The sequence below is a fragment of the Shewanella sp. SM32 genome (assembly GCF_025654235.1).
Taxonomy (GTDB): Bacteria; Pseudomonadota; Gammaproteobacteria; order Enterobacterales; family Shewanellaceae; genus Shewanella; species Shewanella oncorhynchi.
Genome location: NZ_JAKKRO010000015.1, coordinates 66294 through 91105 on the forward strand (window position 1 = coordinate 66294; position 24812 = coordinate 91105).

A 24812-nucleotide genomic window follows, 5' to 3' on the forward strand; every position below is an offset into this window, starting at 1 on the left:
AAACTAAATAAGGAAAGGCTTGAAGGCGTCGCTGTAATAGACCTTAAATCCGTCGCCTTGCTTTTCGATTAGCATTATCGCCAAGTGTTCCTTCTTGGCAAGCTCCAATGATGCTTCTGTGCCCAAAACCATCATGGCCGTCGCAAAACCGTCGGCCGTCATACAATTTTGATGCAATACAGTCACGGATGCTAACTTATGATTTATCGGCAAACCAGTACGCGGATCGATTATATGCGTAAAACGTTGGCCGTCTTCTTCATAATAATTACGATAGTCGCCAGAGGTCGCCATCGCCATAGTACCAGGTGCAATAACCTGCTGTACGGCTTCAGAGCCATCATTGGTCGGTTGCTCTATAGCAACACGCCAAGAGCTTCCATCACCTTTGGCACCTTTGATACTCAGTTCGCCACCGATTTCAACTAAATACCCTGTCGCGTGGTATTTATCAAGAATGGAAGCGATCTTATCAACCCCAAATCCCTTCGCGATTGATGATAAATCTACATATAAATAGGTGTTGTGCTTACTTAGACGGTTGCCTTCAATGGAAAGTTCACTAATCCCTGTTTTGGCTTTAGCCGCATCAATATCAGCCTGTGTCGGAACTTTCGTTGGACGCTTATCAGGTCCAAAACCCCACAGATTAACTAAAGGACCTAAGGTAATATCAAGTGCCTTATCCGTCACTTGATATAAACGTATTCCCTCTTGCACCACTTTTATGGTATCCGGTGAGACTTCAACACTTTGCTCCAATGGCAATTGGTTGAAACGGGATAATTCTGAATTAGGCCGATAGGTCGACATCTGGTCATTGACTAGCTCAAGGGCTAAATCAATCTCCGCTTGAAGTAACTGCGCCGTCGGCATCTGCTCATTCGGGACGACTTTAATGTGATAAGTCGTGCCCATAGTGCTGCCGGCCAACGAAATGACTTCGTTTTGCTTTGAACAGGCTGAAACAAAAAAGGCCAGTCCCACGAGGACTAGCCAGTTAAATGAATACTTTAACGCTGAGGTATTGATCTTTAAGGTCTGAAACATAGTGACCTACTACTCTTATTTGGGCCCTTAAATGCAAAAGTTGCAGATGAAAGGTTAACCTCAACATCTGCAACTTTTCTATCTAGGACTAATGAACATTAGCCGCCGAAGTCATCCAACAGGATGTTTTCGTCTTCGACACCAAGATTTTTCAACATACCAATGACGGCAGCGTTCATCATTGGAGGTCCACACATGTAGAACTCACAATCTTCTGGAGCATCATGGTTTTTCAGATAGTTTTCATACAATACGTTATGAATAAAACCTGTGTAACCATCCCAGTTATCCTCTGGTTGAGGATCTGAAAGTGCCACATGCCATACGAAGTTATCATTCTCAGCCGCTAGGCCGTCGAAATCTTCTACGTAGAACATTTCACGCTTAGAACGTGCACCGTACCAGAAGCTCATCTTACGTTTAGACTGAAGACGCTTCAGTTGGTCGAAGATATGTGAACGCATTGGCGCCATACCCGCACCACCGCCGATAAACACCATTTCTGCATCGGTATCTTTCGCGAAGAATTCACCGAATGGGCCAGAAATTGTCACTTTATCGCCAGCTTTTAAGCTCCAAATGTAAGATGACATCTTACCGCAAGGCAGAGTCAAGTTACGTGGTGGAGGCGTAGCAATACGCACGTTCAGCATAATAATACCGAACTCTTCTGGGTAGTTAGCCATTGAGTATGCACGGATAGTTTCTTCATCAACCTTAGATTCAAGATTGAAGAAACCGAAGTGTTCCCAGTCGCCACGGTATTGTGCAGGTACATCAAAATCTGCATATTTAATATGATGAGCAGGTGCTTCGATTTGAATATAACCGCCAGCACGGAATGGTACAGACTCGCCATCAGGAATTTGCAGCTTCAGTTCTTTAATGAAAGTGGCTTTGTTATCGTTAGAGATAACTTCACATTCCCATTTCTTGATACCGAAGATTTCTTCGTCAAGCTCGATTTCCATATCGTTCTTAACGTTAACCTGACAAGAAAGACGACAACCTTTACGGGCATCACCTTTGCTGATGTGGTCAAGTTCCGTTGGCAGAATATCGCCGCCGCCAGACTTAATCACCACGCGACATTGGCCACATGAGCCACCGCCACCACACGCACTCGATACGAAGATACCGCTGTTAGCCAAAACGCCTAACAACTTACCGCCCGCACCGGTTGTAATCGCTTTTTCAGGATCGTCATTAATGCCGATCGTGATGTCACCACTAGCCACTAACTTAGACTTAGCGAATAAAATCACTAATACCAAGATGAGGACGATAGCAGTAAACATACTCACACCGAGGTAAACCTCGAGCGGAGTAGATTTAAAAATACCAAGAATATCCATTAACTTATCCTTAGAAGGTCCAATTCAAGAAGCCGTTATGTGTCTCTTACAGAGACACACCTGAAAACGACATGAAACCTAAGGCCATCAAACCAGCGGTGATAAAGGTAATCCCTAAACCACGTAGGCCGTTAGGCACGTCGGCATACTTCAGCTTCTCACGGATACCGGCCATCAATACGATAGCTAATGCCCAACCCACTCCTGAGCCGAAACCAAACACCACACTCTCGCCCAGCTTGTAGTCACGCTCAACCATGAATGATACCGCACCGAAAATCGCGCAGTTCACTGTGATCAAAGGTAAGAAAATACCTAATGCGTTGTACAAAGGTGGAAAGTACTTGTCCAGTGCCATTTCCAGAATTTGAACCAAAGCCGCAATCACACCGATAAAGGTAATGAATTTCAAGAAGCTTAAGTCAGCTTCAGGTGCGCCAGCCCAAGCAAGTGCACCAGGAGCTAGCAGCCCTTGATAGATAACTTGGTTTGCTGGGACAGAGATAGTTAACACTACAACTACCGCAATCCCTAGGCCCATGGCGGTAGTGACTTTCTTAGACACAGCCAAGAAAGTACACATACCTAGGAAGAAGGCCAGTGCCATGTTTTCAATGAAAACAGAGCGAATTAACAGGCTAATATAATGTTCCATCGCACTTACCCTTTTGCTTCAACTTGCTCTGGCTTATAGGTACGAATAATCCAAATCAAAACACCGATCAGGAAGAACGCACTCGGAGGCAGTAGTAGCAGACCGTTTGGTTGGTACCAGCCGCCATCAGAGATCTTGTGCAGGATTTCAACACCGAACAGAGAACCGTTACCAAACAATTCACGTACGAAGCCAACAGCTAACAGAATCGCACCGTAACCTAAACCGTTACCGATACCATCCATAAAGCTCATCATTGGCGGTGTTTTCATCGCGTAAGCTTCGGCACGACCCATTACGATACAGTTCGTAATAATCAGACCGACGAATACCGACAGCTGCTTAGAGATCTGATAAGCATAAGCCTGCAGCAATTGGTCAACCACGATTACCAAAGAGGCAATAATGGTCATCTGTACGATAATACGCACACTGCTTGGAATATGATTACGGATCATTGAGATAAACAGGTTCGAAAACGCAGTTACCGCAGTTAACGCCAACGCCATTACCAGTGCAGTTTCGAGCTTGCTCGTTACCGCTAATGCACTACATACACCAAGTACTTGTAAAGCAATCGGGTTGTTGTTGACTATAGGTCCGGTCAGAACCTGTTTCAGTTCTTTAGCGTCAGACATTAGTTGAGACCTCCATTGCGTGCTTTTTCAATGAAACTCGCAAAACCTTCTTTACCCAACCAGAATGTCAGTGAATGTTGTACACCGTTACTCGTTAAGGTTGCGCCAGATAATGCATCTACACCGTACTCAGTGCTAGCAACAGTTGGGTTTTTCGTTACGCTGATAGCGAGTTTACCTTGCTCATCAAATAACTTTTTGCCATGCCATTTCGCTTTCCACTGAGCATTTTGCACTTCGCCACCTAAGCCCGGCGTTTCGCCGTGCTCGTAGTAGACTAAGCTTTGCACTGTGTTTAGATCAGCATCCATAGCAAGGAAGGCATACATAGTAGACCATAGGCCATAACCATGGATTGGCAGAATGACACTGGTTAATTTACCTTGGCCGTCACGAACAAGATAAACCACAGCCTTATCAGCAACACGTTTCACTGAAGCGATGTCATTCTCAGGTACAAATGAGGTTTTCACATCACGAGACGCTTTACGTTGATCATAAGTGTCAGCATCAACACCCTCAACCCAAGCACCCGTTTTCAAATCGACCAGTTTAGCTTCGATGTGTTTGCCGTATGTATCCAGAATTTGCGCTTTGGTCACTTTGCCAGCTTTAGTATCGATAAGACCAGCGGCTTCCAGAATGTACTTTTGCTTATCAAGCAGTTTATTTTCTGCTTGAGTCGGTCTCAGTAACACTGCTGCAGTAGACACAAATATCGCACAAATTAGACACAGGCCAACGACGATAAATAAGGTTCTGCCGAACGAATCTTTATTACTAGCCACGGGCAATCCTCCGCTTGATATTTGCCTGAACCACGAAGTGGTCGAACAATGGCGCGAACAAGTTAGCAAACAAAATTGCCAACATCATGCCTTCAGGGAATGCAGGGTTAATCACGCGGATAAACACAGCCATTGCACCGATCAAGATACCGTATGCCCATTTAGCTTGGTTAGTAAATGACGCTGACACTGGGTCTGTCGCCATAAACATCATGCCAAACGCAAAACCACCTAACACTAAGTGCCAGTACCAAGGCATTGCAAACATTGGATTAGTGTCACTACCGACAACGTTAAGCAGCGTAGAAATGGCAATCATGCCCACCATTACACCGCCAACGATACGCCATGAAGCGATACGCGTGTAGATGATGACCAAACCACCTAACAGAATCGCTAATGTAGACACTTCACCCACTGAACCTGGAATGAAACCGAAGAACGCATCCCACCAGTTTTGGTTAATTGCGTAATCTAAAGTGCCAGACGCCGCTTGACTCAGTGCAGTTGCACCTGAGTAACCGTCAGCCACAACCCATGAGGTATCACCTGACATATTCAACGGATAAGCGAAGAACAAGAAGGCACGACCCGCTAGTGCTGGGTTTAAGAAGTTACGCCCTGTACCACCGAACACTTCTTTCGCCACGACCACACCGAAGGTGATACCCAGCGCCACCATCCATAATGGGATAGTTGCTGGCAGCGTTAAAGCAAACAGGATAGAGGTAACGAAGAAACCTTCGTTGACTTCATGACCACGGATAGAGGCGAACAGCACTTCCCAGATACCACCGACGGCAAAGGTCACCGCGTAGATAGGTAGGAAGAAACAGGCGCCATACCACATCAGCGCAGGCCAGCCAGAGTTTGCCGTAAGTTCGGTACCGAACATGCTGAACAAGCTCACTTGCCATACGTCAGGGGTAGCAAAACCAGCCACTAAAGCTAATTGAGCTTGTAAACCTACGTTGTACATACCCACGAACATCGCTGGGAAAGCACAAGCCCAAACCGTAATCATCATACGTTTTAGGTCGAGGTTATCGCGAACATGGGTTTTGCCCTTGTTCACTTTACCTGGGGTATAAAAAATCGTGTATGCCGCTTCGAATAGGGCATAAAACTTTTCGTATTTACCGCCTTTTTCAAAGTCGGGTTCAATACGTTCGAAAAAATCTTTCAAGCTCATTAGCCTTCCCTCTCGATCGTATCTAGACAGTCACGCAGATATGAACCGTAGTCATACTTGCCTGGACATACGAACGTACACAGTGCGAGATCTTCTTCATCTAACTCTAACGCGCCTAAAGTAGCAGCACCGTCAAAGTCACCTGAAATCAAGTCACGCAACAACATAGTAGGAAGAATGTCCAATGGCATTACACGCTCATAGTTACCAATTGGCACCATAGCGCGGTCTGAACCACCTGTACTGGTCGTCATGCTGAACAGACGAGAAGGAGCAAGATGTCCTAAGAATGCACGAGTGATAGAATATTTGTCTGAGCCTGGTAATACCCAGCCTAAAAATTCTTTCTCTGTACCTTCTTCTAACAGACTTACTTGAACATGGTAACGACCTAAATACCCTTGTGGGCCAACGGCTGTACGACCATTCAGAACAGAGCCTGAAATTAGACGAACATTGCCATCTAAGGCTTCACCTGCGGTTAATTCAGTCATGCTCGCGCCCACAACAGTGCGTACGAGTCTTGGCTTAGCCGCTTTAGGGCCTGCGATCGCAATAACACGTTCGGTATTGAGTTCACCCGTCGTAAATAGCTGACCAATTGCTATTACATCTTGGTAACCAATATGCCAAACGGTACGTTTTGCAGAGGCAGACAATAAGAAGTGAATGTGAGTACCGACTAATCCTGCAGGGTGCACACCGGCAAATTCTTCAACTTGGGCGTTTGCGGCAGGAATATCAGCGCCAGGCGCTTTACAAAGGTAAACTTTACCGTCAGTAAGTCTTGCTAAGACCTTAAGACCATTAGCAAAATCTTCTTTATGCTCACGGATCACCACAACGGGATCAGCGGCAAGAGGTTGAGTATCTATTGCGGTTACAAAAATACCAGCAGCAGAAGAGTCTACAGCAGGAACTTTGCTAAAAGGACGAGTACGCAAAGCAGTCCATAAACCTGATTCAATCAGATTGTCACGGACTAACTGCGAGTCGAGCGTATCGAGTGCAGTGGCATCATATTTAGCAAAGGCAACGCTGTCGTTTCCTTCCACTTCAATGACAACAGACTGCAGAACACGCTGGGCGCCCCGGTTAATGTCTAATATAGTACCACTGGCTAAAGCCGTATATTTAACGCCTAAATTCTTCTTATCTTCAAAAAGAACTTGGCCTTTTTGTACTTTATCGCCCACTTTGATCTTCATCGTTGGACGTAAGCCAATATACTCTTCACCCAAAGTAGCTACATGTTTAATGGCTGGGCCATTATGGATAACTTGCTCTGGTCCGCCTGCTATAGGCAGTTCCAATCCTTTCTTAATTGTAATCATATCCACAAGCACTACGTTTGAAGGAAAGACAATGCGCCGCGTTCCTGCTAAATACTTAGGTTTTAAACAAAACCTACTGCATTGAGCTAGCGCAGATTTATCACAGAAATGCGATCGCAATCACGCTGGTCGCGCGCATTTTACCCCAATTGACTTGGCATCGCCACGAAAATTATAGGTGATTTCAAACCTAAAATACGGATTGAAAAGAATCATGCGCTACGGCGTTCACCTTCCGACCTAGTGACTGATCAGAAAGAGAGAATATTACGGCCACTGGGTACTATAGCATTAATAATTAAAGATTTAATTTAGCAAAAAGTCGAAACGTCCACTAAACGCAGCCGAAATCGATCTTATTTGTTTCAATTGATTTAAATTCAAACAAAATAAAACTCAATTTAAAAGCGCCATTGATAACCTAAATAGCTAATACGTCCATTTTCCGATCGAATTCCGCTATTTGATGCTGTTGTGACTAATGTCTCATCTAAGAGGTTTTCTACCCTAAAATAAATCTCATGGTGACGGTTAAAATGATAATTCGCCGCCAAATCTACTCGCCATTGTACTGCGATAGGTTGTAATTCAGCGCCAAATTGGCCCATTTCCCGCTCGGATTGATAAAAGACATTTGCATTCAATTCATATTCGGCATATTTCATTCCAGCACTAAAATGCAATTGCTGCTCAGGTAACCAAGCCACTCTATCACCAGCCACAACGCAACCTTGGATTTCGTTACAGCTATTGGTTTGATACTCCGAATTCGAATATTGATAATTAAAAACTAATGGTAACTGTACACTACCGATATCCCACTGGTAGCCAAGACTCAGCTCAACTCCTTTGGTCAGTACATCCACGACATTGCCTTGAACCCACAAACGACTGTCAGCACATTGCGCATACGCATCACAATTCACATGAAGATTATCAAAATCTTGAACGTAGGTTTTGATGTCAGCACTAAAATGCTCACTGGCATATTGGACACTGACTTGATATTGCAATGATACCTGCGCCTCTTGCTCAAGATTCCCCGCACTTGCGGCGGTCCATGAGCGGCGAATATCCGTACTAAAGCGCCAATCTCCAGCATCATATAAAACACCGAGTTGTGGCATCCAATCGCTGTCGGAGAAATCAGCCGCATCCAGTCCTACATAAGCTAAATCGACCTTGCGATTGACGCTCACTTGTTCATAGGCGAGCGCGAGCTTTATCTGTAATTCGTCCCAATTAAACAAGGAATCGATTGCCGAAGTAAATGCAGTTGCATCGTCGGTATAGGCCAATAACGCATTTTGTGCATCACTCACTAAACTCAAGTCCTGCTGCCATAGACTCTGTTGATCGCCAAGGCGCATCTCGGCTTTATCCGTATGATAACGGGCGCTATAGATCATTTGATGGGCACCATACTGATTCACTGATTCAGTTTGTGCCCCAAAGGAGCTGAAATCATTGTCTTGCTGTAAAGAAGCCAGTTCGACGCCATCGACTGTCGGCTGACGTTCAAATGCGGCCAACGCAGCAAGACTCTGGGCATCGAGCATTTGCCCATCAAATTGATTGAGTTGGTTTAATTGCTGCGAATAAGACTGGTAGTAAAAGTCTGTGGTGACCTTATGCCCACCATTGAGCGTAACTTGGTGAGACAGTTGGTACTTATGATGTCGCCCCTGATGTTTATCCGCCGCAGTGGCCGAATACAAACTCATAGGATCTTGTTGCCAATCAGCCTGTGTTAACCCAAGCTGAGAGCGATAACTATCATCATCGAGAAACTGGTAAGTAAACTCAGTCACCTGTGGACTTCTGGCGCCGAGTAAACTCGCGGCGTTGATTTTAAATAAGATGTCTGTCGTTTGGTGGTCTGTGTCTTGACCATTGAGCAAGTGATCTGCGCCGCTATTATCTGCATAATTAACCGCGAGTATCATGCCATACTCTTTTTGCTTAACTCCCCAATTCATATCGACACTGTAGTCTGAATCGGTATTGCCCTCGAGAGTCGCCTTACTATTCTCGGTCTGCTCAGCAACAGGTAAGGTTTGATAACTCACCACCCCAAACGCACCTTGCCCACCGACAGCCATATTTGCCATCGGGGTGGCAGTAACACTCTGTTGTTGCAGCAGATTAGGTAAGAGTTGTAATTGCGGTGCAGAATAAGGCGCAGGTGAGAAATACACTCTATCTTGTAATACCGCAATACCTTGAGTCGCGCTGCGCATGCTGATGCTCGCGGGATTTCCACTCAGATCCGCAGGCAAAACCGTCAAAGCCGTCAATTGACCTAATGCTAAACGATTAGACGTTGAATGAAATGTGTCATTGAGCTTGTTCAATTCAAGCATTTGACTGTGAAGATCATCGGCGAACGTTGTGCTAGAACAGGCAAGAGATACAGAAATTGCACAAAGTGATACAGTGAAGTAACGACTAGGCATACCAAGCTCCCAAAAACTTTGTTAGCGTACGGTGTTTTTGTTATTAACTTGTAAAATAGCTGAATTTGAATGAAAAAAAAAGCGACTCTCGTCGCTTTCTCTTATTTACTTCAGGAAACTGAATTTACTAAAGAAGCACTCTCATACTATAAGAGTGCGAACAATTACAGGTTACCTAGAATTTCATCGCTTAATTTTAGATCGTCATTACGATTAACACTTACGCCTGCCGCAATAATATTACGGGCGATATCTTGTGCTTGCTCTAATGAATGCATCTCATACGTACCACATTGGTATTCGTTCAGCTCAGGGATTTCAGACTGCTCAACCACTTTAAGCACATCTTCCATCGCGGCTAACCACGCATCGGCCACTTGTCGCTCTGTGGGTTCACCAATCAAACTCATATAAAAACCGGTACGACATCCCATTGGCGAAATATCAATGATCTCGACATCGCTGCCATTTAAATGGTCACGCATAAAACCCGCGAACAAATGCTCTAGAGTATGAATACCACGCTCACTGAGGATCTCTTTATTCGGTGCGCAAAAACGTAAATCGAATACCGTAATCGCATCGCCCTTTGGCGTGCTCATATGCTTAGCGATACGAACCGCAGGGGCATTCATCCGAGTATGGTCGACGGTAAAGCTATCAAGTAATGGCATAGGGATCTCCAAATTCTCAGGGCGACATCAACGCCACTGTAACTGTCTATTTATGGCTTGCAAGCATAACACCAAATGAATTACGCCGATAACAAGATAATCTAAGATGAAATCATCTCATATAAATCAGATGCTAATGTGACAGTTTGCAGTAAAAAAACCATCATTTAGTGTTGACGCTGTTGACTGTAAGCATCCTCAGATATTTTATGGTACTGGCGCACACCTTGCTCATACGTGTGGTAGGCATCGTACACCTTTCGCATTAAGGGATCTTGATTCGCTTGATCTTCAATCACTTGTTTGGAAATTTTCTCAAGCTCCAACAACACGTTCTGTGGAAACGCTTTAAGCTCCACACCTTCGTCCTTCACTAACGTTTCAAGGGCGGTCACGTTACGGGTCGTGTATTCATCGAGCATATCTTGGTTAATGGCTCTCGCAGCAACTCTGACTATGGCCTGTAAATCCTCAGGTAAACTCTCAAAGGCAGCTGTATTAATCAAGAATTCCATATTTGAACCTGGCTCATGCCAACCAGGGTAATAGTAATACTTAGCCACTTTATGTAAACCGAAGGCAAGATCATTCACTGGCCCTACCCACTCTGCGGCATCAATCGCCCCCGTTTGCAATGCACCATAAAGTTCACGCCCCGCCATGTTTACAGGTACAGCACCAACGCGTTTCAACACTTCACCACCTAAGCCCGGCATGCGGACCTTCAATCCCTTAAAATCAGCAATGGTATTGATGGGTTTATTAAACCAGCCACCCATTTGCATCCCAGTATTGCCACCCGCAAGGGGAATAATACCAAAGGGTTGATACACTTCAGTCCACAGCTCCATACCACCACCATAGTGAAGCCAGCCATTTATTTCCTGCGCGGTCATACCAAAGGGGATCGATGAAAAAAACTGCGCTGCGGGCGCTTTTCCTCTCCAGTAGAAAGAAGCGGAGTGGGCCATTTGAATTTTACCCTGACTCACACCATCAAATACGGCAAAAGCGGGCATCAACTCACCCGCACCATAAACGCTAATCTTTAACCGACCGTTAGACATTTCATCGACTAAATGCGCAAAACGCTCAGGAGCCATGCCTAAACCGGGGAAGTTTTTCGGCCAAGAGGTCGCAAGACGCCATTCAATAGCAGGTAAAGCGTGGGGAACATCAGTTGCGGCATGGGAGGCAGCTACGCTTTGCGCATCACTGGAGACGGGGTTACAACCGCTCAGTCCCATCAGCAGCACTGAGATAAACAAACTCCCTAACTTACGCATTTTTAATAGTCTCCCTGATGTCAAACGAGCACATGGATCCAACTGACATGGAAATGCACTCAGGATGGGTATCGACAATCACATCGCCCAACCTCTTAAAATAAAACATATTGTTAACACAGAAACTAAGGTAGGGAAACTAGAAACTAAGGTCGGCAAATCCAAAAACGGTCTTAAGTTGGCCTAAAACAAAAAGCCACTCTATGAAGAGTGGCCTTGAAATCTAAGCTAAACAGTATTGCTGAGCGATTAATTAACCGCGACAATTTGGCGTATTAGGTACTTGTGCATTCGCATCCCACTCATTTTGAGTGAAAGTATGAATAGACAAAGCATGCACGCCATTGGCTAACTCATAGGCTAAGTGAGTGTTGACCAATCGATGACGGGCTAATAAACGTAAGCCATCAAACTGCTCGCTTACCAGCACAACTTTAAAGTGGGTTTCTGAATTCGGTGGTACATGGTGACGATTACTTTCGTTAATCACTTCTAAATGGGTCGGCGAGAAGCATTCGGTTAATTTCTGCGAAATAGTGTTAGCCACAGTGCCCTGCACATGAGTATTGGACATATTCGAGTCTCAGAATGGGAAAATCCAGTTGCCGCAGAGTACTGCTTCAAATTGAAAAGATCAAATTCACACTTTCAATTTGTTGATGCCCCACCACTTTATATCAGCCATATTTCGCAGTGCTTCACCATAGGCAGTTAGCGGGAGGCAATTAACCATGGAAATTAACGATGAGTTGTCTAAAGGTATAGTTCCAACGCGGCTCTTTTACTTTCAAACGTTTAGGTAAACTGTGTAACCAGTCACTTTGCATAGGCCAGTGCATGATCAGTAGATCGCCACTGTGCAAACTTATGCTGTACTTGGTTTGGCTGTGCTTATGCTTAAGCACAAAATCCCGCGTGGCGCCTAAGGTAATAGAAGCAATATGACTCCCCTGAGCAATTTCAGGTTCATCATCACTGTGGGCGCCCATACAATCTTTACCATCGGCGTAGCGATTCACTAATACCCCATTGCTCTCCAAACCATAATCCCGCGCTAACTTATCCCTCAACTTGTGAGCATATTTAGGCCAAGATAAGGCGCGGATAAACAGTCCTGAATATAAATAGTCGCAGCCCAAATCGCCAAACCACACTTGCTGGCGAGGAATCGCGTGAAGCTGACCAAAGACTTGGATTTCAGGGCGATTTAAGGGATAGGTCAGCGCTTCTTTCATTAGCGCCGCTTGCTGCTCAGCATTAAGATAACCCCGCACTAAGGTGATGGGCGGTTTAATTTGAGCATCACCCTCTGTATCAAACCCTAACTTACCTTGCTGCATTGACGTCCTCCATGTGAGCCGTCGCACTGCGCCATGAAATCTGCGATAATCTGCGCCTTAAATTTATTGGCGCAGTGTGGCACATGACAACACAATTTTCAGTAGCGGGTGTTGAACTCGAACTCTTACGGTATCCAGCTCAGCAGGAATCTAATCTTCAAGCTTGGGATGCCGCCGATGAACACTTACTCAAAAGCCTTATTGAGTCAGAGCAAGCCGCCGTGCCAACTGCCATTATCAACGACAGTTTCGGCGCCTTAAGCTGCGGTTTATCTAAATTGAATCCATGTTGGCCACTGCGTGTTGAAACCGATGCCAGAACCAGCTTTTTAGGCACAGAACAAAACCATGGCCGCAATCAGTTGCCTATGGATAATCTGCAATGGTTTACCAGCCGCGATACCTTGCCAGAAAACTTAGCCCTAGTATTGATGAAGTTGCCTAAGAACTTAAGCTACTTTGCCCACCAGCTAACGCGCTTGTCGCAAGTGTTACCCGCAGGCACTCGTGTATTAGTGGCCGCCAAATCCAAATCGATTAATGGCGCCTTACTCGACATCTTTGCTAAGCATTTAGGCCTCGCAAGCGCCAGTTTAGCGTGGAAAAACACGCGAGTGATCACCTGTGTCAGTGATGGCAAACCAAGACCATTAGCCAAAGAAGTGACTTGGGCCGTACCCGAATATCAACTTGAGATCAGCAATTTAAGTAATGTGTTTGCCGCCAACAAACTCGATATTGGCGCACGCATCATGCTAGAGAATCTGCCCAAAGGGGATTTTAAGTCGATTGTTGATCTCGGCTGTGGCAATGGCGTGCTGGGGTTACGCACCGCCCAGTTATTCCCAGAGGCTGACATTCACTTTATCGACGATTCTGAAATGGCAGTCGCATCAGCCAAGGCAAACTGGGCACGCAATCAATTATCCGCAGACAAAGGCCACTTCTATTGGGACGATTGCATGACGCATCTGCCCGATGATGTTCAACCGGATCTGGTGCTGTGTAATCCGCCGTTTCATCAAGGTGAAGCCATTACCGATCATATCGCCTGGCAGATGTTTTTAGATGCTCGCCGTCGCTTGAAAGAGGGGGGGATCTTACATATCGTCGGTAACCGTCATCTGGCTTACCATGTAAAATTACAGCGCTTATTTAAGAACTGCACCACAGTCGCCTCCAACGGTAAATTTGTGATCCTGCAGGCACAGAAAAAATAACCTCATCGAAATTGACACGTTAAATGAGAGCCAGCAATGTTTGGCTCTTTTTTATACAGGGCTCTTTTTATGCTGAGCAATGACATGTTGGAAAAATCGCAGTCGGAGATTTCCTAAAAATCAACAACAACTAGCCGAAAAATACACATACAAGTACACTTCTTACCGACAAAGGTTTATGAGTTAAACACTTAGGAATGAGATATGCCGTTAAAGGATGACGTTGCCCAACTAAAAGCTGAGCTGGCACAGTTACAATCGCTGCATTTATCGCAGCAATCTTCGCTCGGTCGTCAATTAGCAGAATTCTCCACTAAACTCGAGACCTTAAGTCAGCAAATTGCGACTGAAGACGCAGCTGAAACCACTCTGAATATGGCAGCGAATGCTTCATCAATTGCATCTGTGCTCACCGCCGCCGATAACGCGCCTACATTAACCTATGCGTCACAAACACCAACCCTTGAGCCAGCTTCCGTAGAGCCAGCCCCAGCAGAACCCAACCCATGGCAGCAAGGCCCTATACCAAGTGAACCTTGGCAAGAAGACCCTTGGCAAAGAAAAACGAAAAATACCTCGACAGAACAAACCGCTAAAACCGAACACCTTTCTCAAGCACAAAATCAACAGCTGAGTGATGAAGTCAAATTGCAGGCAAGCGTGCAAGCGGCGAGTCAATTTGATGAGTTGTTATCCCAAGGACTCGCGGCCGTCATGGCACCCTTTGCGGCAGTCAACGAGCAAGTCAAATCTTTCTACCATCATTATCAGGCTAAGGGATTAGGACCTGTCTTTTTGATGACTGTCGCAGGCATTATTACCCTGACCTTAGGCTTTGGTTATTTACTGCAATATTCAATCAACCATTGGTTTTCAGAACTTGGCAAAGCACTACTCGGGTTTGCCAGCGCGAACGCTATCATAGTGGGCGGGATTTTTATTCGCCAAAAACGCGCGGGCATGGCGGATTTTGGCTCAGGTATTGTCGGACTCGGACTCATACTTAATTATCTCTGCGCGTACTTTATTGGGCCGTATTTTGAGTTAATTCCCAATAGCGCGAGTTTTATCTTACTGTTATTGATCACTTTGGCGGGTTATGGCCTGTCGATGCGCTTAGATGCCAAAGTGATCGCCGTGATCGCCTTAGTCGGTGGCTCGACCGCGCCTATGATGCTGTTATCCCAAAGCTATGCGCCGCTATTGTATCTGCCTTATTTACTACTTATTGGTGCCGGCGCCCTTGCCCAGAGTCGCAAACTTAAGTGGCCGCTGCTACTGGAAATCACCGCCCTGTTGCACATAGGCTGCATCGAAGCCTTTAACTATTTCATTGAATTGCCACTCAGTGACGTTGGCGGCGTCAGTCTGCTCGCGCTTATCAGTATTAATGCGTTCTTTTATCTCTACGGCATCACAGGCCTACTATTTACCCAGCAGTTTACCCATCAGAATGAAAAACATAATGCACTAAGCAATCGCATACTCGCCCTACCGATAGCATTGCTCGCCTTTGTGTTATTAGAGTTGACGCAATTTACTGAGTTCGCAGGGGAAATCTTTGCGGCCAACGCACTGATTTGCGCAGCCCTCTATTGGAAGCGCACAGGCAACCTAGAAAAAGCCCGCAACGGCTTATTGTTAGTCTTTGCAGGGAGTTTTGCGGGATTTGCCGCACTGTATTTACTCAGCCACGATTTCCTTGGATTAGTATTACTGCTCGAAGCCTTATTACTCTTGTGGATAGGCACCAAAGAAGAACTGATTTCCGTTCGCGCCGAAGGCTATGTATTGCTGCTGATGGGATTAGGGCTCAATGCGTCTAGTGTACTGACAGGCATGAGCCTTTTAGAATCAAGCTTTATCGATGGGGCGCCAATTTCTCCCTTGTCAGCTTTTGGCTTTCCACTGTTAGCACTGGCTTTAAGTTGCGCCGCCTTAGTCTTAGTGATTCGGCTATTAACACTCCATCATACGTTACTTTCGACCCTAGAAAGTCAGCTAAACAGAGTGTTAAAAGAGCTATTAAGCGGTTTTTATGTGGCGACAATTATCCTCGCGGCTTACCTTCTGAGCAGCGATTACTACCTCGCCATCTTGCCACTGGTCAGCCTATTACTGCTGTATTTGAGCGCAAAGGACAGACTCGTTATCAGCGAGTTTGCTGCTTGGCTCTTACTATTGCCGCTGCTGTTTAAGGTCGTTGAAGGCATAACGCTCACAGGCAGTTTTAGCTTTAGTGCCCAGCCGCTTATGGTAAAACTGGCACGGTTTGAGTTATTTATCGCCCTACTCTTGGCCCATTATTGGTATCGTCGCCACTATAAAGATGCCTTACTTGCCAAAGCCGCTTATACGATGCAAATCTTCTGCTATTTGCTGCTGCCGCTTATTCTGCTGCCCAAAATCATCCGCAACCATTGGGAATATACCGCTATTGCACTCTGGCTGAGCAGTTTTATGAGCCTAGGTTTAGCCTACTTTGTTAAACATAAGAGTTTGAATATAGAAGCCAAAATCCTCACTTGGCTAGCGGTTCTGATGACAGCCTCGCTATGCCTTATTCACGCTTGGCAAGGACTCGCGGCGCTAACCGTTGGCGCCCTCTTTATGGGCTTCACACTGCTTCGTTATCGCCAATTACCCGAGCATTGGCGCCCCTTACTGCAACTACAATGGCAATTGAGCCCTTATTACTTTGCACTGGTATTGGCCGTGATCGTTTATGGCTTTAATCATTCTGAGCTAGTAGGAATAGCCATGACAGCATTAGCCTTAAGTGGTTATTTTGCATTGCTAATCCAAAGAGGTTTAAGCCTGAGAGGTGTAAGTCAGGCATCTGTAGGCCAAACCTCATATAGCGCAAAATTCCCCCTCGCAGCCGAAATCCAAGCCGCAATAAAGGAAAGCTACCATCTCGCCTATGGCCTAACGTTAGGCTTAGCCCTGCTGCCCATCATGTTGCATTTTGAGCTAACACTCGGGCTTAATCGTGATAATGCCTCGTTTATGTTAATCGAGTTTTTATCACTGGCGCTCCTAGCAAGGCTTATCTTGCAGCACGGTGCAGCAATACGCTTACATAGACGCATCTTACCTTTACAAGGACTTAAGTGGGGTTGGCATCTGTTACTCGCCTTAAGTTACTTCATGTGGAGTTATAGCTTCGATAACATTATTGCCGCCCCACTCAGCGCGATTTTATTGGTTATCCATGGCAGTGTGTTGATGTTTATCAGCTTAAAACCACAAAATGCCGATATGATCCGCCTCGCTGCTGGGCTATTTACCTTATCGACGCTCAAGGTGCTATTACTGGATATGGCGTCCTTCGAGCTAGTGCAAAAGGTGATTGCCTTTATGCTGATCGGGGTTATTTTGCTGACTGTTTCTTACTTCTATCAGAAGGCGAGAAATCGACTGCAGCAAGATTAACATCGTTTTTAAAGCACTAAAAAAGCCGCTATCGAATTGAATCGATGGCGGCTTTTTACTGTTAACGATTTAATAAAGCGATGAGGTATCGGCTATTTAATATGAACTATTCGATACGAGCTATTTGCTCACCAGTGCCTTATCGAGCGCCTGCGCCACATCGTTAATGATGTCGTCGATATGCTCAATCCCAACCGAGATACGGATAAGATCCTCAGACACGCCCGCCCTTGCCAGTTCATCGGCATCGAGTTGTCTGTGCGTAGTGCTCGCAGGGTGGCAGGCCAAGGATTTCGCATCCCCAATGTTCACTAAACGCAGGATCATCTGCAGTGCATCGATAAAACGTCCGCCAGCAAGCTTACCTTCTTCTGCTGTGACCGCTTTAATCCCAAAGCTGATTATCCCAGAAGCTTTTCCGCCAGTGATCTTGTGGCAATTATCCTGATAAGGGCTGCTCGGCAAGGCGCCGTAGTTCACCCAACTGACCGCAGGATGCAACACTAAATACTCGGCTAATGCTAGCGCATTCGAGCAATGGCGCTCCATTCGAAGGCTTAAGGTTTCAAGGCCTTGCAACAGTAAAAATGCACTGTGCGGTGACAGTGCAGCGCCGGTATTACGCAGCGGTACCACACGGCAACGACCAATAAATGCCGCAGGACCAAAGGCTTCGGTGTAAACCACGCCGTGGTAGGAAGGATCGGCTTGATTAAGTAAGGCAAATCTTTCCTTATTCGTCACCCAATCGAACTTGCCAGAATCGATAATCACGCCGCCAATCGTCGTGCCATGGCCACCAATGTATTTAGTTAAAGAATGAATAACGATATCGGCGCCATGCTCAAAGGGGCGACATAACACTGGAGTCGCGACCGTATTATCGACAATTAAAGGCACGCCATGCTTATGGGCAATCTCGGCTAAACGTTGTAAATCGACAATATTGCCCGCTGGATTACCAATCGATTCGCAGAATAAGGCCTTAGTTTTGTCATCGATCAGCTCATCGAGGCCTTCAAAATCATCGAAAGCCGCCATACGCACTTCAACGCCTTGGCGCGGCAATGTATGGGCAAACAGATTGTAAGTGCCGCCATAGAGCTGACTGGTGCTGACGATGTTATCACCAACTTGAGTCAGGGCTTGAATCGCATAGGTAATCGCCGCCATACCCGATGCTACGGCCAGCGCACCTATGCCGCCTTCAATGGCCGCCAGACGTTGCTCTAGCACGCTAGTGGTAGGATTCATTATCCGAGTATAAATATTGCCAGCGACTTTTAAGTCAAATAAATCAGCACCATGCTGGGTATCATCGAAGGTATAAGAGGTCGTTTGATAGATAGGTACTGCGGCCGCCTTCGTGGTCGCTTCTGACTCATAACCATGGTGTAATGCCAGTGACTCTAATTTCATTTTCCCTTCCTTATCCGTAGCAGCCCAGTATTCAATCGACATTGAGAATTGCACAAGATTTGTGCATGTTCAACAAGCTACCAGATAGACATCTAGAAGTCTAAAATTTTTTAGACACATCTTTAACTTCGGCGCGAATAGTTACGGATAAGTTCGGCCAGCACCACGACTGCAGAGACTATCTCTGGCGAGCACTCGTATGAGGCATTCAAACGCATAAAATAGCGGAATTCGACCTGATTACTAAAGAGATTTCCGGGTGCAATACTGATCCCACGCTCAATCGCCTGATAATAAATTTGTGTAGCGTCCATGTGTGATGGCAGCGCTAACCAGAGAAAATAGCCGCCCTGCGCGAAGTTGACCCCCACAGATTCGGGCAGATGCGCGCACAATAATTGATACATGGCCAATTTACGGCTGGCTAACTTTTTACGTAACTGTTTCAAATGCCGTTCATATTGCGCCGACTGAATAAAATCGGCGATGGCGAGCTGCATCGGCGCACTGGTCGATAACGTCGACATGACTTGTAAGCGTTGTAACTGCGGTGCATGGCATCCTGCCGCCACCCAGCCGACACGATAACCAGCAATCAAAGACTTAGAAAATGAGCCGCAGTGCAACACCCGTCCTTCGGTATCGAAGGCTTTTACTGGCCTTGGCGCGCTCGAGTCGACATAGAGTTCTTGATAAACATCATCCTCAATCAGACTGACCTTATGCTTATTTAGTAACTGATAAAGCGCCTGTTTTTTAGCATCCGATAAGCTGCAACCTAAGGGATTTTGATGTTGGCTCATCAACCAGCAGGCTTTCACTGGATAGGTATTTAACACTTCTGCCAGCGCCTCGAGATCAATCCCCTGTTGTGGATCGGTCGCGACCGCAATGGCCTTAAGCTTAAGCCGCTCAATCGCTTGCATCGCACCATAAAAGGTCGGTGATTCAATGACAACCCAATCCCCCGCTTGAGTCAGCGTCGCTAAACTCAAGTTGAGCGCCTCCATGGCACCCGAGGTAATGATGATTTCGTCGGGCGAAATGCTCATGCCTAATTTGGCATAACGTTGGGAAATAGCCTTACGCAATCCCGCATTTCCTGGCGGTAAATTATCGGCGGCAAAAGAAGGTGACATGTGCCGAGTCACCTTAACCAAAGATCGCGCCAGTGCTTGTTGCGGGAATAAACTAGGATCGGGAAATCCTGAGCCAAAGGGCACTATGTCCGCCTGCTTTGAAGCCTGCAGCACATTGAAGACAAACTCATTAATATCCACGGTATCGGAAAGATAAATCGGCTTTTGTCGCTCGGGATAACGAAAGGCTTCTCCCTGCCGCGCGATTAATTCCGGCTTTGGCGCCACTAAATAGCCAGACTTAGCCTGCGCCGAGATCACGCCTTGGCTTTCCAATAGCTGATAGGCATTGAGCACTGTCATCAGACTCAAGCCCGAATCGGCCACAGTTTGGCGCAGCGACGGCAACTTATCCCCCGCCTGCCAGACACCTTGGGCTATTCGTGTCTTTAATTCCTGCGCTAACTGCTCGTACTTCGTCATCTGTTATAGCCAAGTCAAGATATTCTGTGTCTGTTATAGCCAGCATATCCCATGGTCTAATAGCACACAAGCTTTCACCGTCAAGCCAATTTAGGGTTCAGTGAACGCGACTAGAACAATGCCTTTGTAACGAGAAATGCCTATCGCTCGAGGAAATTATGTTTGATTTTGATGCCACAGTACTCGCTAGGATCCAATTTGCTTTTACCATCTCTTTTCACATTATTTTCCCTGCCATCACTATCGGCCTAGCCACCTATCTGGCGGTATTAGAAGGCTTATGGCTGAAAACGGCGAATCAGGTGTACCAACAACTCTATCAATTTTGGTCGAAGATTTTTGCCATTAACTTCGGCATGGGCGTGGTCTCAGGCATAGTGATGGCCTATCAATTTGGTACCCATTGGAGTGCTTTTTCCGCCTTCGCGGGCAGCGTAACTGGGCCGCTACTCACCTATGAAGTCCTCACCGCCTTCTTCCTCGAAGCGGGGTTTCTGGGGGTCATGCTATTTGGTCAGCAGAAGGTAGGCAAAAACCTGCATTTCTTCGCCACTTGTATGGTCGCCACGGGCACGATTATCTCAACCTTCTGGATCTTAGCTTCAAACAGCTGGATGCAGACGCCCCAAGGTTTTGAAATTGTGAATAATCGCGTCATTCCTGTGGATTGGTTTCAGATAGTGTTTAACCCTTCATTTCCCTATCGTTTAGCCCATATGACAGTGGCGGCCTTTATTTCATCGGCTTTCTTTGTGGGCGCATCGGCGGCTTGGCACTTACTCAAAGGTAACGACACGCCCGCTATCCGCAAGATGTTGTCTATGGCGATGTGGATGGCGTTAATCGTCGCGCCGCTGCAAGCTGTAATTGGTGATTTTCACGGCTTAAATACCCTTGAATATCAACCTGTAAAAGTCGCGGCGATGGAAGGCCATTGGCGTAATGAGGGTGACAAACCCACACCGCTTATCTTGTTTGCGATTCCCGATATGGACGCAGAGAAAAACCACTTCAGCCTCGAAATCCCAGGGCTCGCGAGCCTGATCTTAAAGCATGATTTAAGCAAACAAGTGCCAGCCTTGACTGAGTATCCCGCCGAGGACAGACCCAATGTGTTGTTAGTGTTCTGGAGTTTTAGGCTCATGGTCGGCTTAGGCTTATTGATGATTTTTGCTGGACTGTGGAGTGCTTATCTCAGGCGCAAAGGCAGCCTCTACAGCAACAAACACTTTCTGCGATTTGTACTCGTGCTCGGCCCCGCCGGATTGCTCGCCACACTAGCGGGTTGGTTTACCACCGAGCTTGGCCGTCAACCTTGGGTGATCCAAGGGTTCATGCGCACTCAGGATGCCGTGTCTTCCCACAGCGTTACCCACCTGAGTATCAGCCTAGGGATTTTCATCGTCAGTTACTGCGGCATCTTTGGCGTTGGTTATCGATATATGATGCGACTCATCCGCAAAGGGCCAGATATCGCGGTAACAAGCCATTAATTTTAAAGTAAATGAATCTAGTTTTACTTATTCAATCTTAAACATATTTAAGGGCTCACTATGGAATTCGATCTACCCTTGATTTGGTTCGGGATCATCATTTTTGCCACCTTAATGTATATCGTGATGGATGGCTTCGATCTCGGCATCGGCATACTGTTTCCCTTCATTCACGACGAGGACGACAGGGATATTATGGTCAATACCGTCGCCCCCGTTTGGGATGGAAACGAAACTTGGTTAGTGCTCGGCGGCGCTAGTCTGCTCGGTGCATTTCCCCTCGCCTATGCCATAGTGCTCGAAGCGCTAACCATACCGCTGCTCATCATGCTGCTGGCATTGATTTTTCGCGGCGTGGCATTTGAGTTTAGATTTAAGTCGGGCGCAGAAGCTAAACCATTCTGGGATAAAGCGTTTATGTTTGGTTCTATCACGGCCACCTTTTCACAGGGCGTAGTGCTGGGGGCGTTTATCTCCGGCATTTCGGTGAGTAACCAACAATTTAGCGGCAGTAGTTTCGATTGGTTAACGCCCTTCTCACTTTTCTGTGGATTTGGCCTTATGCTGGCCTATGCTCTGCTCGGCGCGACTTGGTTAGTAAAAAAATGCCAAGGCGAGCTTAAAACGACCATGCAACAACTCGGTAGAGCACTGACCTTATGCCTGCTTATGACCATAGGTTTAGTCAGTTTATGGACCCCCTTCGTGCAACCCAATATTGCCCTGCGCTGGTTTAGTTTACCGAATTTATTCTACTTCGCCCCAGTGCCAATACTGGTATTAGCCTGCAGTTGGGCCTTGATAAAATCCCTAAATCGTGATGATAACTATCAGCCATTCCTACTCACTCTAGGGCTGATTTTCTTAGGATTTAGTGGCTTAGGGATCAGCATCTGGCCACACATTATTCCACCCAACATCAGCCTTTGGCAGGCAGCTGCCCCCGACAGCAGCCTGAGCTTTATGCTCGTCGGCGCCCTGATGATCATCCCGCTGATTTTGGTTTATACCTTTTGGAGCTACTACGTGTTCCGCGGCAAAGTGACCAAGGATGCAGGCTATCACTAGCCATGACTCAGATAAAAGAAGAGGCTTCCCAAAACGCGACCTAAGCTAACTTGGCTTAGGTCGCTGATTCACCTTAGATGACTTTACATATGCAGGAGATCAACATGACGACCCAAACGAAATCCCTCGCCTATCGACTCGGCTGGTTAGTGCTGATTTGGTGTACGAGCGTAAGCTGTCTGTTCCTCGTCTCTATGTGTATCAAAATACTTTTAAAAGGTGCGGGCTTAACAACCTAAGTAAATATTGACTTTAGAAGCTTATATTAAGGCTTAATTCAGTTAGTGCCCATAGCATCTAGCAACAATGCACTAGAATATTCAATGGTTGAATTAATTTGCGCCAAATTAACAAGTGCTCAGTTTACTTTACGAGTGCTAGCATTAAATTGACGAAGACTAGCCCCCAATGTGGCAAAGTTAAAAAAATGTTAAATCCAACTTTACTGTTATCAGTATATTCAGCAAGATTAGCTTAGTTAGGCTTGCTTTATATTTTTACTTGACCTATGGTATCAGCCAAGCAATTACTTATTTAGTTAATGGCAAGACCGATATACTAAATCGATATACAAAAAAATAAATAATCAATCGAATATCAACTTTTGACTGGAGATGTAACACTATGTTTAGCACTGCATTTTCATCACTATTTTCCCATGTGTTAGCTAACACATCTAGTTCAGTAAGCTCAATCCGCCTCTCGCTCAAATTCCCAGTCTAAGCCGAGCGTCACTCGCGCTCGGCAGAATTATAACTTCTTGTGAAATAAGCACAGAGTAATACTCATTTTAATTTCTATGCTTATATTTTAACTTTGTTATTTCAGAGGCGGCAATGGCATATTCTTTTTTTAGTGGTCTTTTCCAGAATTTTATTCTAAAAACTGAAACCTATTATTTACAAAACAGTTTTAATGCCTCTCTACGCCCAACGGCTTTGGCAGGCGTGATTAGTAAGCTTGAGCAGCTAAAGCATGATACGACGAGTGATAAAGTGACTGTGGGACGAGAAATTCACTTAGTTAATCTGCAGGATCAGCAAGAGTACCAAATTGAACTCGTGTATCCACCAAGGCATAAACCCAGTGCAGGACGTTTCTCTGTCATATCAGATTTAGGCGTCAGCTTACTTGGGTTATCAAAGGGCGAATTGGCAGAGGTGAGCATTTTAGGCAAACCAGTTCTGTTTATGATTAAAGATGTCAGTTTAACGAAAAAACAACCTAAAAAGTCTGTATAGGAAAAAATCATTTGGGCATACTTTTTGTAAATGGCTATTGAGTATTGCTACTTGATAACATTTCAGAAAATTTTAAAGATATGATTATAAGGTTGTAAGCATTTTAAAATAGAGCATGTTCAATTCAGTGGCAACATGCTTTGAACTCGCTATTAGCGGTGGCTTATAGCGGCATTTTCAACAAAATATAATAAGAGGGAATGTTATTTTGAAGTCATTAACTGGCCGCGATATTTATTAAAGAGACACTTTAGATAAGTTTAACACTACAATTAACGACTCTTTGCAACTATTTACGTATAAGTCATGGCAGCGCTTTAGAGTAAACAGCAAAGGGGTTAAGAGGTTTAGCACGGCGCCCTGAAGGATCCCCTCATAAATCAGCCATAGCATAGCCATATTTGAGCAACTGATTGGCGAATAATACCCAGGCCGCCAGCAATTCTTTCTCCGTGATTTGATAATCAGGCCGCCTGAGTACCTCCAATCCCAAGCGAATCGTTGAGAGTACCGTTCGATGCCCAATGGTATTGGCCTGAAAATGCTTATCCCAGCCCTGTTGCTGTGCGTGTAAACCAACTAGCCACAACAGGCATTGAACCATCA

At 45.8% G+C, this 24812-nt stretch carries 20 protein-coding genes and 1 pseudogene; 6 read left to right on the forward strand and 15 right to left on the reverse strand.

Annotated features, from left to right (window positions below):
• Positions 1 to 3: 3 nt before the first annotated feature.
• The 12 genes from L5M10_RS08450 to L5M10_RS08505 form a co-directional block, all read right to left on the reverse strand.
• A complete protein-coding gene (locus L5M10_RS08450; RefSeq protein WP_113939874.1) occupies positions 4 to 1050 on the reverse strand; it encodes an FAD:protein FMN transferase in 1047 nt (348 codons plus the stop codon).
• Between the two features lie 98 nt (positions 1051 to 1148).
• The gene (gene nqrF / locus L5M10_RS08455; RefSeq protein WP_028761565.1) at positions 1149 to 2405 is read right to left on the reverse strand and encodes an NADH:ubiquinone reductase (Na(+)-transporting) subunit F; all 1257 of its coding nucleotides are present in this window, start codon (positions 2403 to 2405) and stop codon (positions 1149 to 1151) included.
• Between the two features lie 46 nt (positions 2406 to 2451).
• Positions 2452 to 3060: an NADH:ubiquinone reductase (Na(+)-transporting) subunit E gene (gene nqrE / locus L5M10_RS08460; RefSeq protein WP_006080469.1), complete on the reverse strand. Its 609-nt coding sequence runs from the start codon at positions 3058 to 3060 to the stop codon at positions 2452 to 2454.
• 5 nt (positions 3061 to 3065) lie between these two features.
• Positions 3066 to 3698, reverse strand: a complete 633-nt coding sequence (locus L5M10_RS08465; protein WP_006080467.1) for an NADH:ubiquinone reductase (Na(+)-transporting) subunit D — start codon at positions 3696 to 3698, stop codon at positions 3066 to 3068.
• A complete protein-coding gene (locus L5M10_RS08470) occupies positions 3698 to 4486 on the reverse strand; it encodes a Na(+)-translocating NADH-quinone reductase subunit C (RefSeq protein WP_028761566.1) in 789 nt (262 codons plus the stop codon). Before L5M10_RS08470 ends, L5M10_RS08465 begins: the two co-directional genes overlap by 1 nt.
• A complete protein-coding gene (locus L5M10_RS08475; RefSeq protein WP_105250021.1) occupies positions 4479 to 5678 on the reverse strand; it encodes an NADH:ubiquinone reductase (Na(+)-transporting) subunit B in 1200 nt (399 codons plus the stop codon). The genes L5M10_RS08470 and L5M10_RS08475 overlap by 8 nt, the downstream gene beginning before the upstream one ends.
• Positions 5678 to 7012 carry a Na(+)-translocating NADH-quinone reductase subunit A gene (locus L5M10_RS08480; RefSeq protein ID WP_028761568.1) on the reverse strand — a complete coding sequence of 445 codons (1335 nt, stop codon included), beginning with the start codon at positions 7010 to 7012 and terminating at the stop codon, positions 5678 to 5680. Before L5M10_RS08480 ends, L5M10_RS08475 begins: the two co-directional genes overlap by 1 nt.
• Before the next feature lie 401 nt (positions 7013 to 7413).
• Entirely contained in the window at positions 7414 to 9468 is a 2055-nt protein-coding gene (locus tag L5M10_RS08485; protein WP_263255168.1) for a TonB-dependent receptor domain-containing protein, read from the reverse strand.
• A 164-nt stretch (positions 9469 to 9632) separates the two neighbouring features.
• Positions 9633 to 10142 carry an S-ribosylhomocysteine lyase gene (luxS, locus tag L5M10_RS08490; protein WP_028761570.1) on the reverse strand — a complete coding sequence of 170 codons (510 nt, stop codon included), beginning with the start codon at positions 10140 to 10142 and terminating at the stop codon, positions 9633 to 9635.
• 167 nt (positions 10143 to 10309) lie between these two features.
• Complete coding sequence (locus L5M10_RS08495) at positions 10310 to 11428, reverse strand: TRAP transporter substrate-binding protein (RefSeq protein WP_263255169.1); 1119 nt, start codon at positions 11426 to 11428, stop codon at positions 10310 to 10312.
• Positions 11429 to 11681: 253 nt separating this feature from the next.
• Entirely contained in the window at positions 11682 to 12002 is a 321-nt protein-coding gene (locus tag L5M10_RS08500; protein ID WP_173246445.1) for a BolA family protein, read from the reverse strand.
• Between the two features lie 151 nt (positions 12003 to 12153).
• The gene (locus tag L5M10_RS08505; protein WP_219235186.1) at positions 12154 to 12768 is read right to left on the reverse strand and encodes an alpha-ketoglutarate-dependent dioxygenase AlkB family protein; all 615 of its coding nucleotides are present in this window, start codon (positions 12766 to 12768) and stop codon (positions 12154 to 12156) included.
• 83 nt (positions 12769 to 12851) lie between these two features.
• Here L5M10_RS08505 and L5M10_RS08510 point away from each other — a divergent pair, with 83 nt between their 5' ends.
• Together L5M10_RS08510 and L5M10_RS08515 are read left to right on the forward strand one after the other, a co-directional pair.
• Positions 12852 to 13988 (forward strand): methyltransferase, encoded by a 1137-nt coding sequence (locus L5M10_RS08510; protein WP_263255170.1) that lies wholly within the window; start codon positions 12852 to 12854, stop codon positions 13986 to 13988.
• A gap of 204 nt (positions 13989 to 14192) precedes the next feature.
• Positions 14193 to 17423: a DUF2339 domain-containing protein gene (locus tag L5M10_RS08515; RefSeq protein WP_263255171.1), complete on the forward strand. Its 3231-nt coding sequence runs from the start codon at positions 14193 to 14195 to the stop codon at positions 17421 to 17423.
• A gap of 120 nt (positions 17424 to 17543) precedes the next feature.
• Here L5M10_RS08515 and L5M10_RS08520 read toward each other — a convergent pair whose 3' ends face one another.
• Positions 17544 to 18842, reverse strand: coding sequence for an O-acetylhomoserine aminocarboxypropyltransferase/cysteine synthase family protein (locus tag L5M10_RS08520; protein WP_263255172.1), 1299 nt, complete (start codon positions 18840 to 18842; stop codon positions 17544 to 17546).
• Between the two features lie 122 nt (positions 18843 to 18964).
• Positions 18965 to 20404 carry a PLP-dependent aminotransferase family protein gene (locus L5M10_RS08525; RefSeq protein WP_263211575.1) on the reverse strand — a complete coding sequence of 480 codons (1440 nt, stop codon included), beginning with the start codon at positions 20402 to 20404 and terminating at the stop codon, positions 18965 to 18967.
• 158 nt (positions 20405 to 20562) lie between these two features.
• On the opposite strand from L5M10_RS08525, the gene L5M10_RS08530 reads away from it, so the two are divergent.
• From L5M10_RS08530 to L5M10_RS08545, 4 genes are all read left to right on the forward strand, one after another.
• On the forward strand, positions 20563 to 21897 hold the full coding sequence (locus L5M10_RS08530) for a cytochrome ubiquinol oxidase subunit I (protein ID WP_263255173.1): 1335 nt from the start codon (positions 20563 to 20565) through the stop codon (positions 21895 to 21897).
• A gap of 60 nt (positions 21898 to 21957) precedes the next feature.
• The gene (gene cydB / locus L5M10_RS08535; RefSeq protein WP_105250028.1) at positions 21958 to 22965 is read left to right on the forward strand and encodes a cytochrome d ubiquinol oxidase subunit II; all 1008 of its coding nucleotides are present in this window, start codon (positions 21958 to 21960) and stop codon (positions 22963 to 22965) included.
• Positions 22966 to 23069: 104 nt separating this feature from the next.
• Entirely contained in the window at positions 23070 to 23204 is a 135-nt protein-coding gene (locus L5M10_RS08540; protein ID WP_105250029.1) for a DUF2474 domain-containing protein, read from the forward strand.
• Between the two features lie 597 nt (positions 23205 to 23801).
• Positions 23802 to 24206, forward strand: a complete 405-nt coding sequence (locus L5M10_RS08545; protein ID WP_028759523.1) for a GreA/GreB family elongation factor — start codon at positions 23802 to 23804, stop codon at positions 24204 to 24206.
• A 373-nt stretch (positions 24207 to 24579) separates the two neighbouring features.
• Here L5M10_RS08545 and L5M10_RS08550 read toward each other — a convergent pair.
• Positions 24580 to 24812: pseudogene (locus L5M10_RS08550) on the reverse strand (IS4 family transposase); the annotation flags it as partial.

What these genes read in the sequence shown, in the direction of transcription:
- L5M10_RS08505 (WP_219235186.1), bottom strand. Translation starts at nt 12,768, where the DNA reads ATGCAGCAAGGTAAGTTAGGGTTTGATACAGAGGGTGATGCTCAAATT.
- nqrF (WP_028761565.1), bottom strand. Translation starts at nt 2,405, where the DNA reads ATGGATATTCTTGGTATTTTTAAATCTACTCCGCTCGAGGTTTACCTC.
- L5M10_RS08540 (WP_105250029.1), top strand. Translation starts at nt 23,070, where the DNA reads ATGACGACCCAAACGAAATCCCTCGCCTATCGACTCGGCTGGTTAGTG.
- L5M10_RS08495 (WP_263255169.1), bottom strand. Translation starts at nt 11,428, where the DNA reads ATGCGTAAGTTAGGGAGTTTGTTTATCTCAGTGCTGCTGATGGGACTG.
- L5M10_RS08465 (WP_006080467.1), bottom strand. Translation starts at nt 3,698, where the DNA reads ATGTCTGACGCTAAAGAACTGAAACAGGTTCTGACCGGACCTATAGTC.
- cydB (WP_105250028.1), top strand. Translation starts at nt 21,958, where the DNA reads ATGGAATTCGATCTACCCTTGATTTGGTTCGGGATCATCATTTTTGCC.
- L5M10_RS08525 (WP_263211575.1), bottom strand. Translation starts at nt 20,404, where the DNA reads ATGACGAAGTACGAGCAGTTAGCGCAGGAATTAAAGACACGAATAGCC.
- nqrE (WP_006080469.1), bottom strand. Translation starts at nt 3,060, where the DNA reads ATGGAACATTATATTAGCCTGTTAATTCGCTCTGTTTTCATTGAAAAC.
- L5M10_RS08510 (WP_263255170.1), top strand. Translation starts at nt 12,852, where the DNA reads ATGACAACACAATTTTCAGTAGCGGGTGTTGAACTCGAACTCTTACGG.
- L5M10_RS08485 (WP_263255168.1), bottom strand. Translation starts at nt 9,468, where the DNA reads ATGCCTAGTCGTTACTTCACTGTATCACTTTGTGCAATTTCTGTATCT.
- luxS (WP_028761570.1), bottom strand. Translation starts at nt 10,142, where the DNA reads ATGCCATTACTTGATAGCTTTACCGTCGACCATACTCGGATGAATGCC.
- L5M10_RS08545 (WP_028759523.1), top strand. Translation starts at nt 23,802, where the DNA reads ATGGCATATTCTTTTTTTAGTGGTCTTTTCCAGAATTTTATTCTAAAA.
- L5M10_RS08515 (WP_263255171.1), top strand. Translation starts at nt 14,193, where the DNA reads ATGCCGTTAAAGGATGACGTTGCCCAACTAAAAGCTGAGCTGGCACAG.
- L5M10_RS08475 (WP_105250021.1), bottom strand. Translation starts at nt 5,678, where the DNA reads ATGAGCTTGAAAGATTTTTTCGAACGTATTGAACCCGACTTTGAAAAA.
- L5M10_RS08520 (WP_263255172.1), bottom strand. Translation starts at nt 18,842, where the DNA reads ATGAAATTAGAGTCACTGGCATTACACCATGGTTATGAGTCAGAAGCG.
- L5M10_RS08450 (WP_113939874.1), bottom strand. Translation starts at nt 1,050, where the DNA reads ATGTTTCAGACCTTAAAGATCAATACCTCAGCGTTAAAGTATTCATTT.
- L5M10_RS08480 (WP_028761568.1), bottom strand. Translation starts at nt 7,012, where the DNA reads ATGATTACAATTAAGAAAGGATTGGAACTGCCTATAGCAGGCGGACCA.
- L5M10_RS08530 (WP_263255173.1), top strand. Translation starts at nt 20,563, where the DNA reads ATGTTTGATTTTGATGCCACAGTACTCGCTAGGATCCAATTTGCTTTT.
- L5M10_RS08500 (WP_173246445.1), bottom strand. Translation starts at nt 12,002, where the DNA reads ATGTCCAATACTCATGTGCAGGGCACTGTGGCTAACACTATTTCGCAG.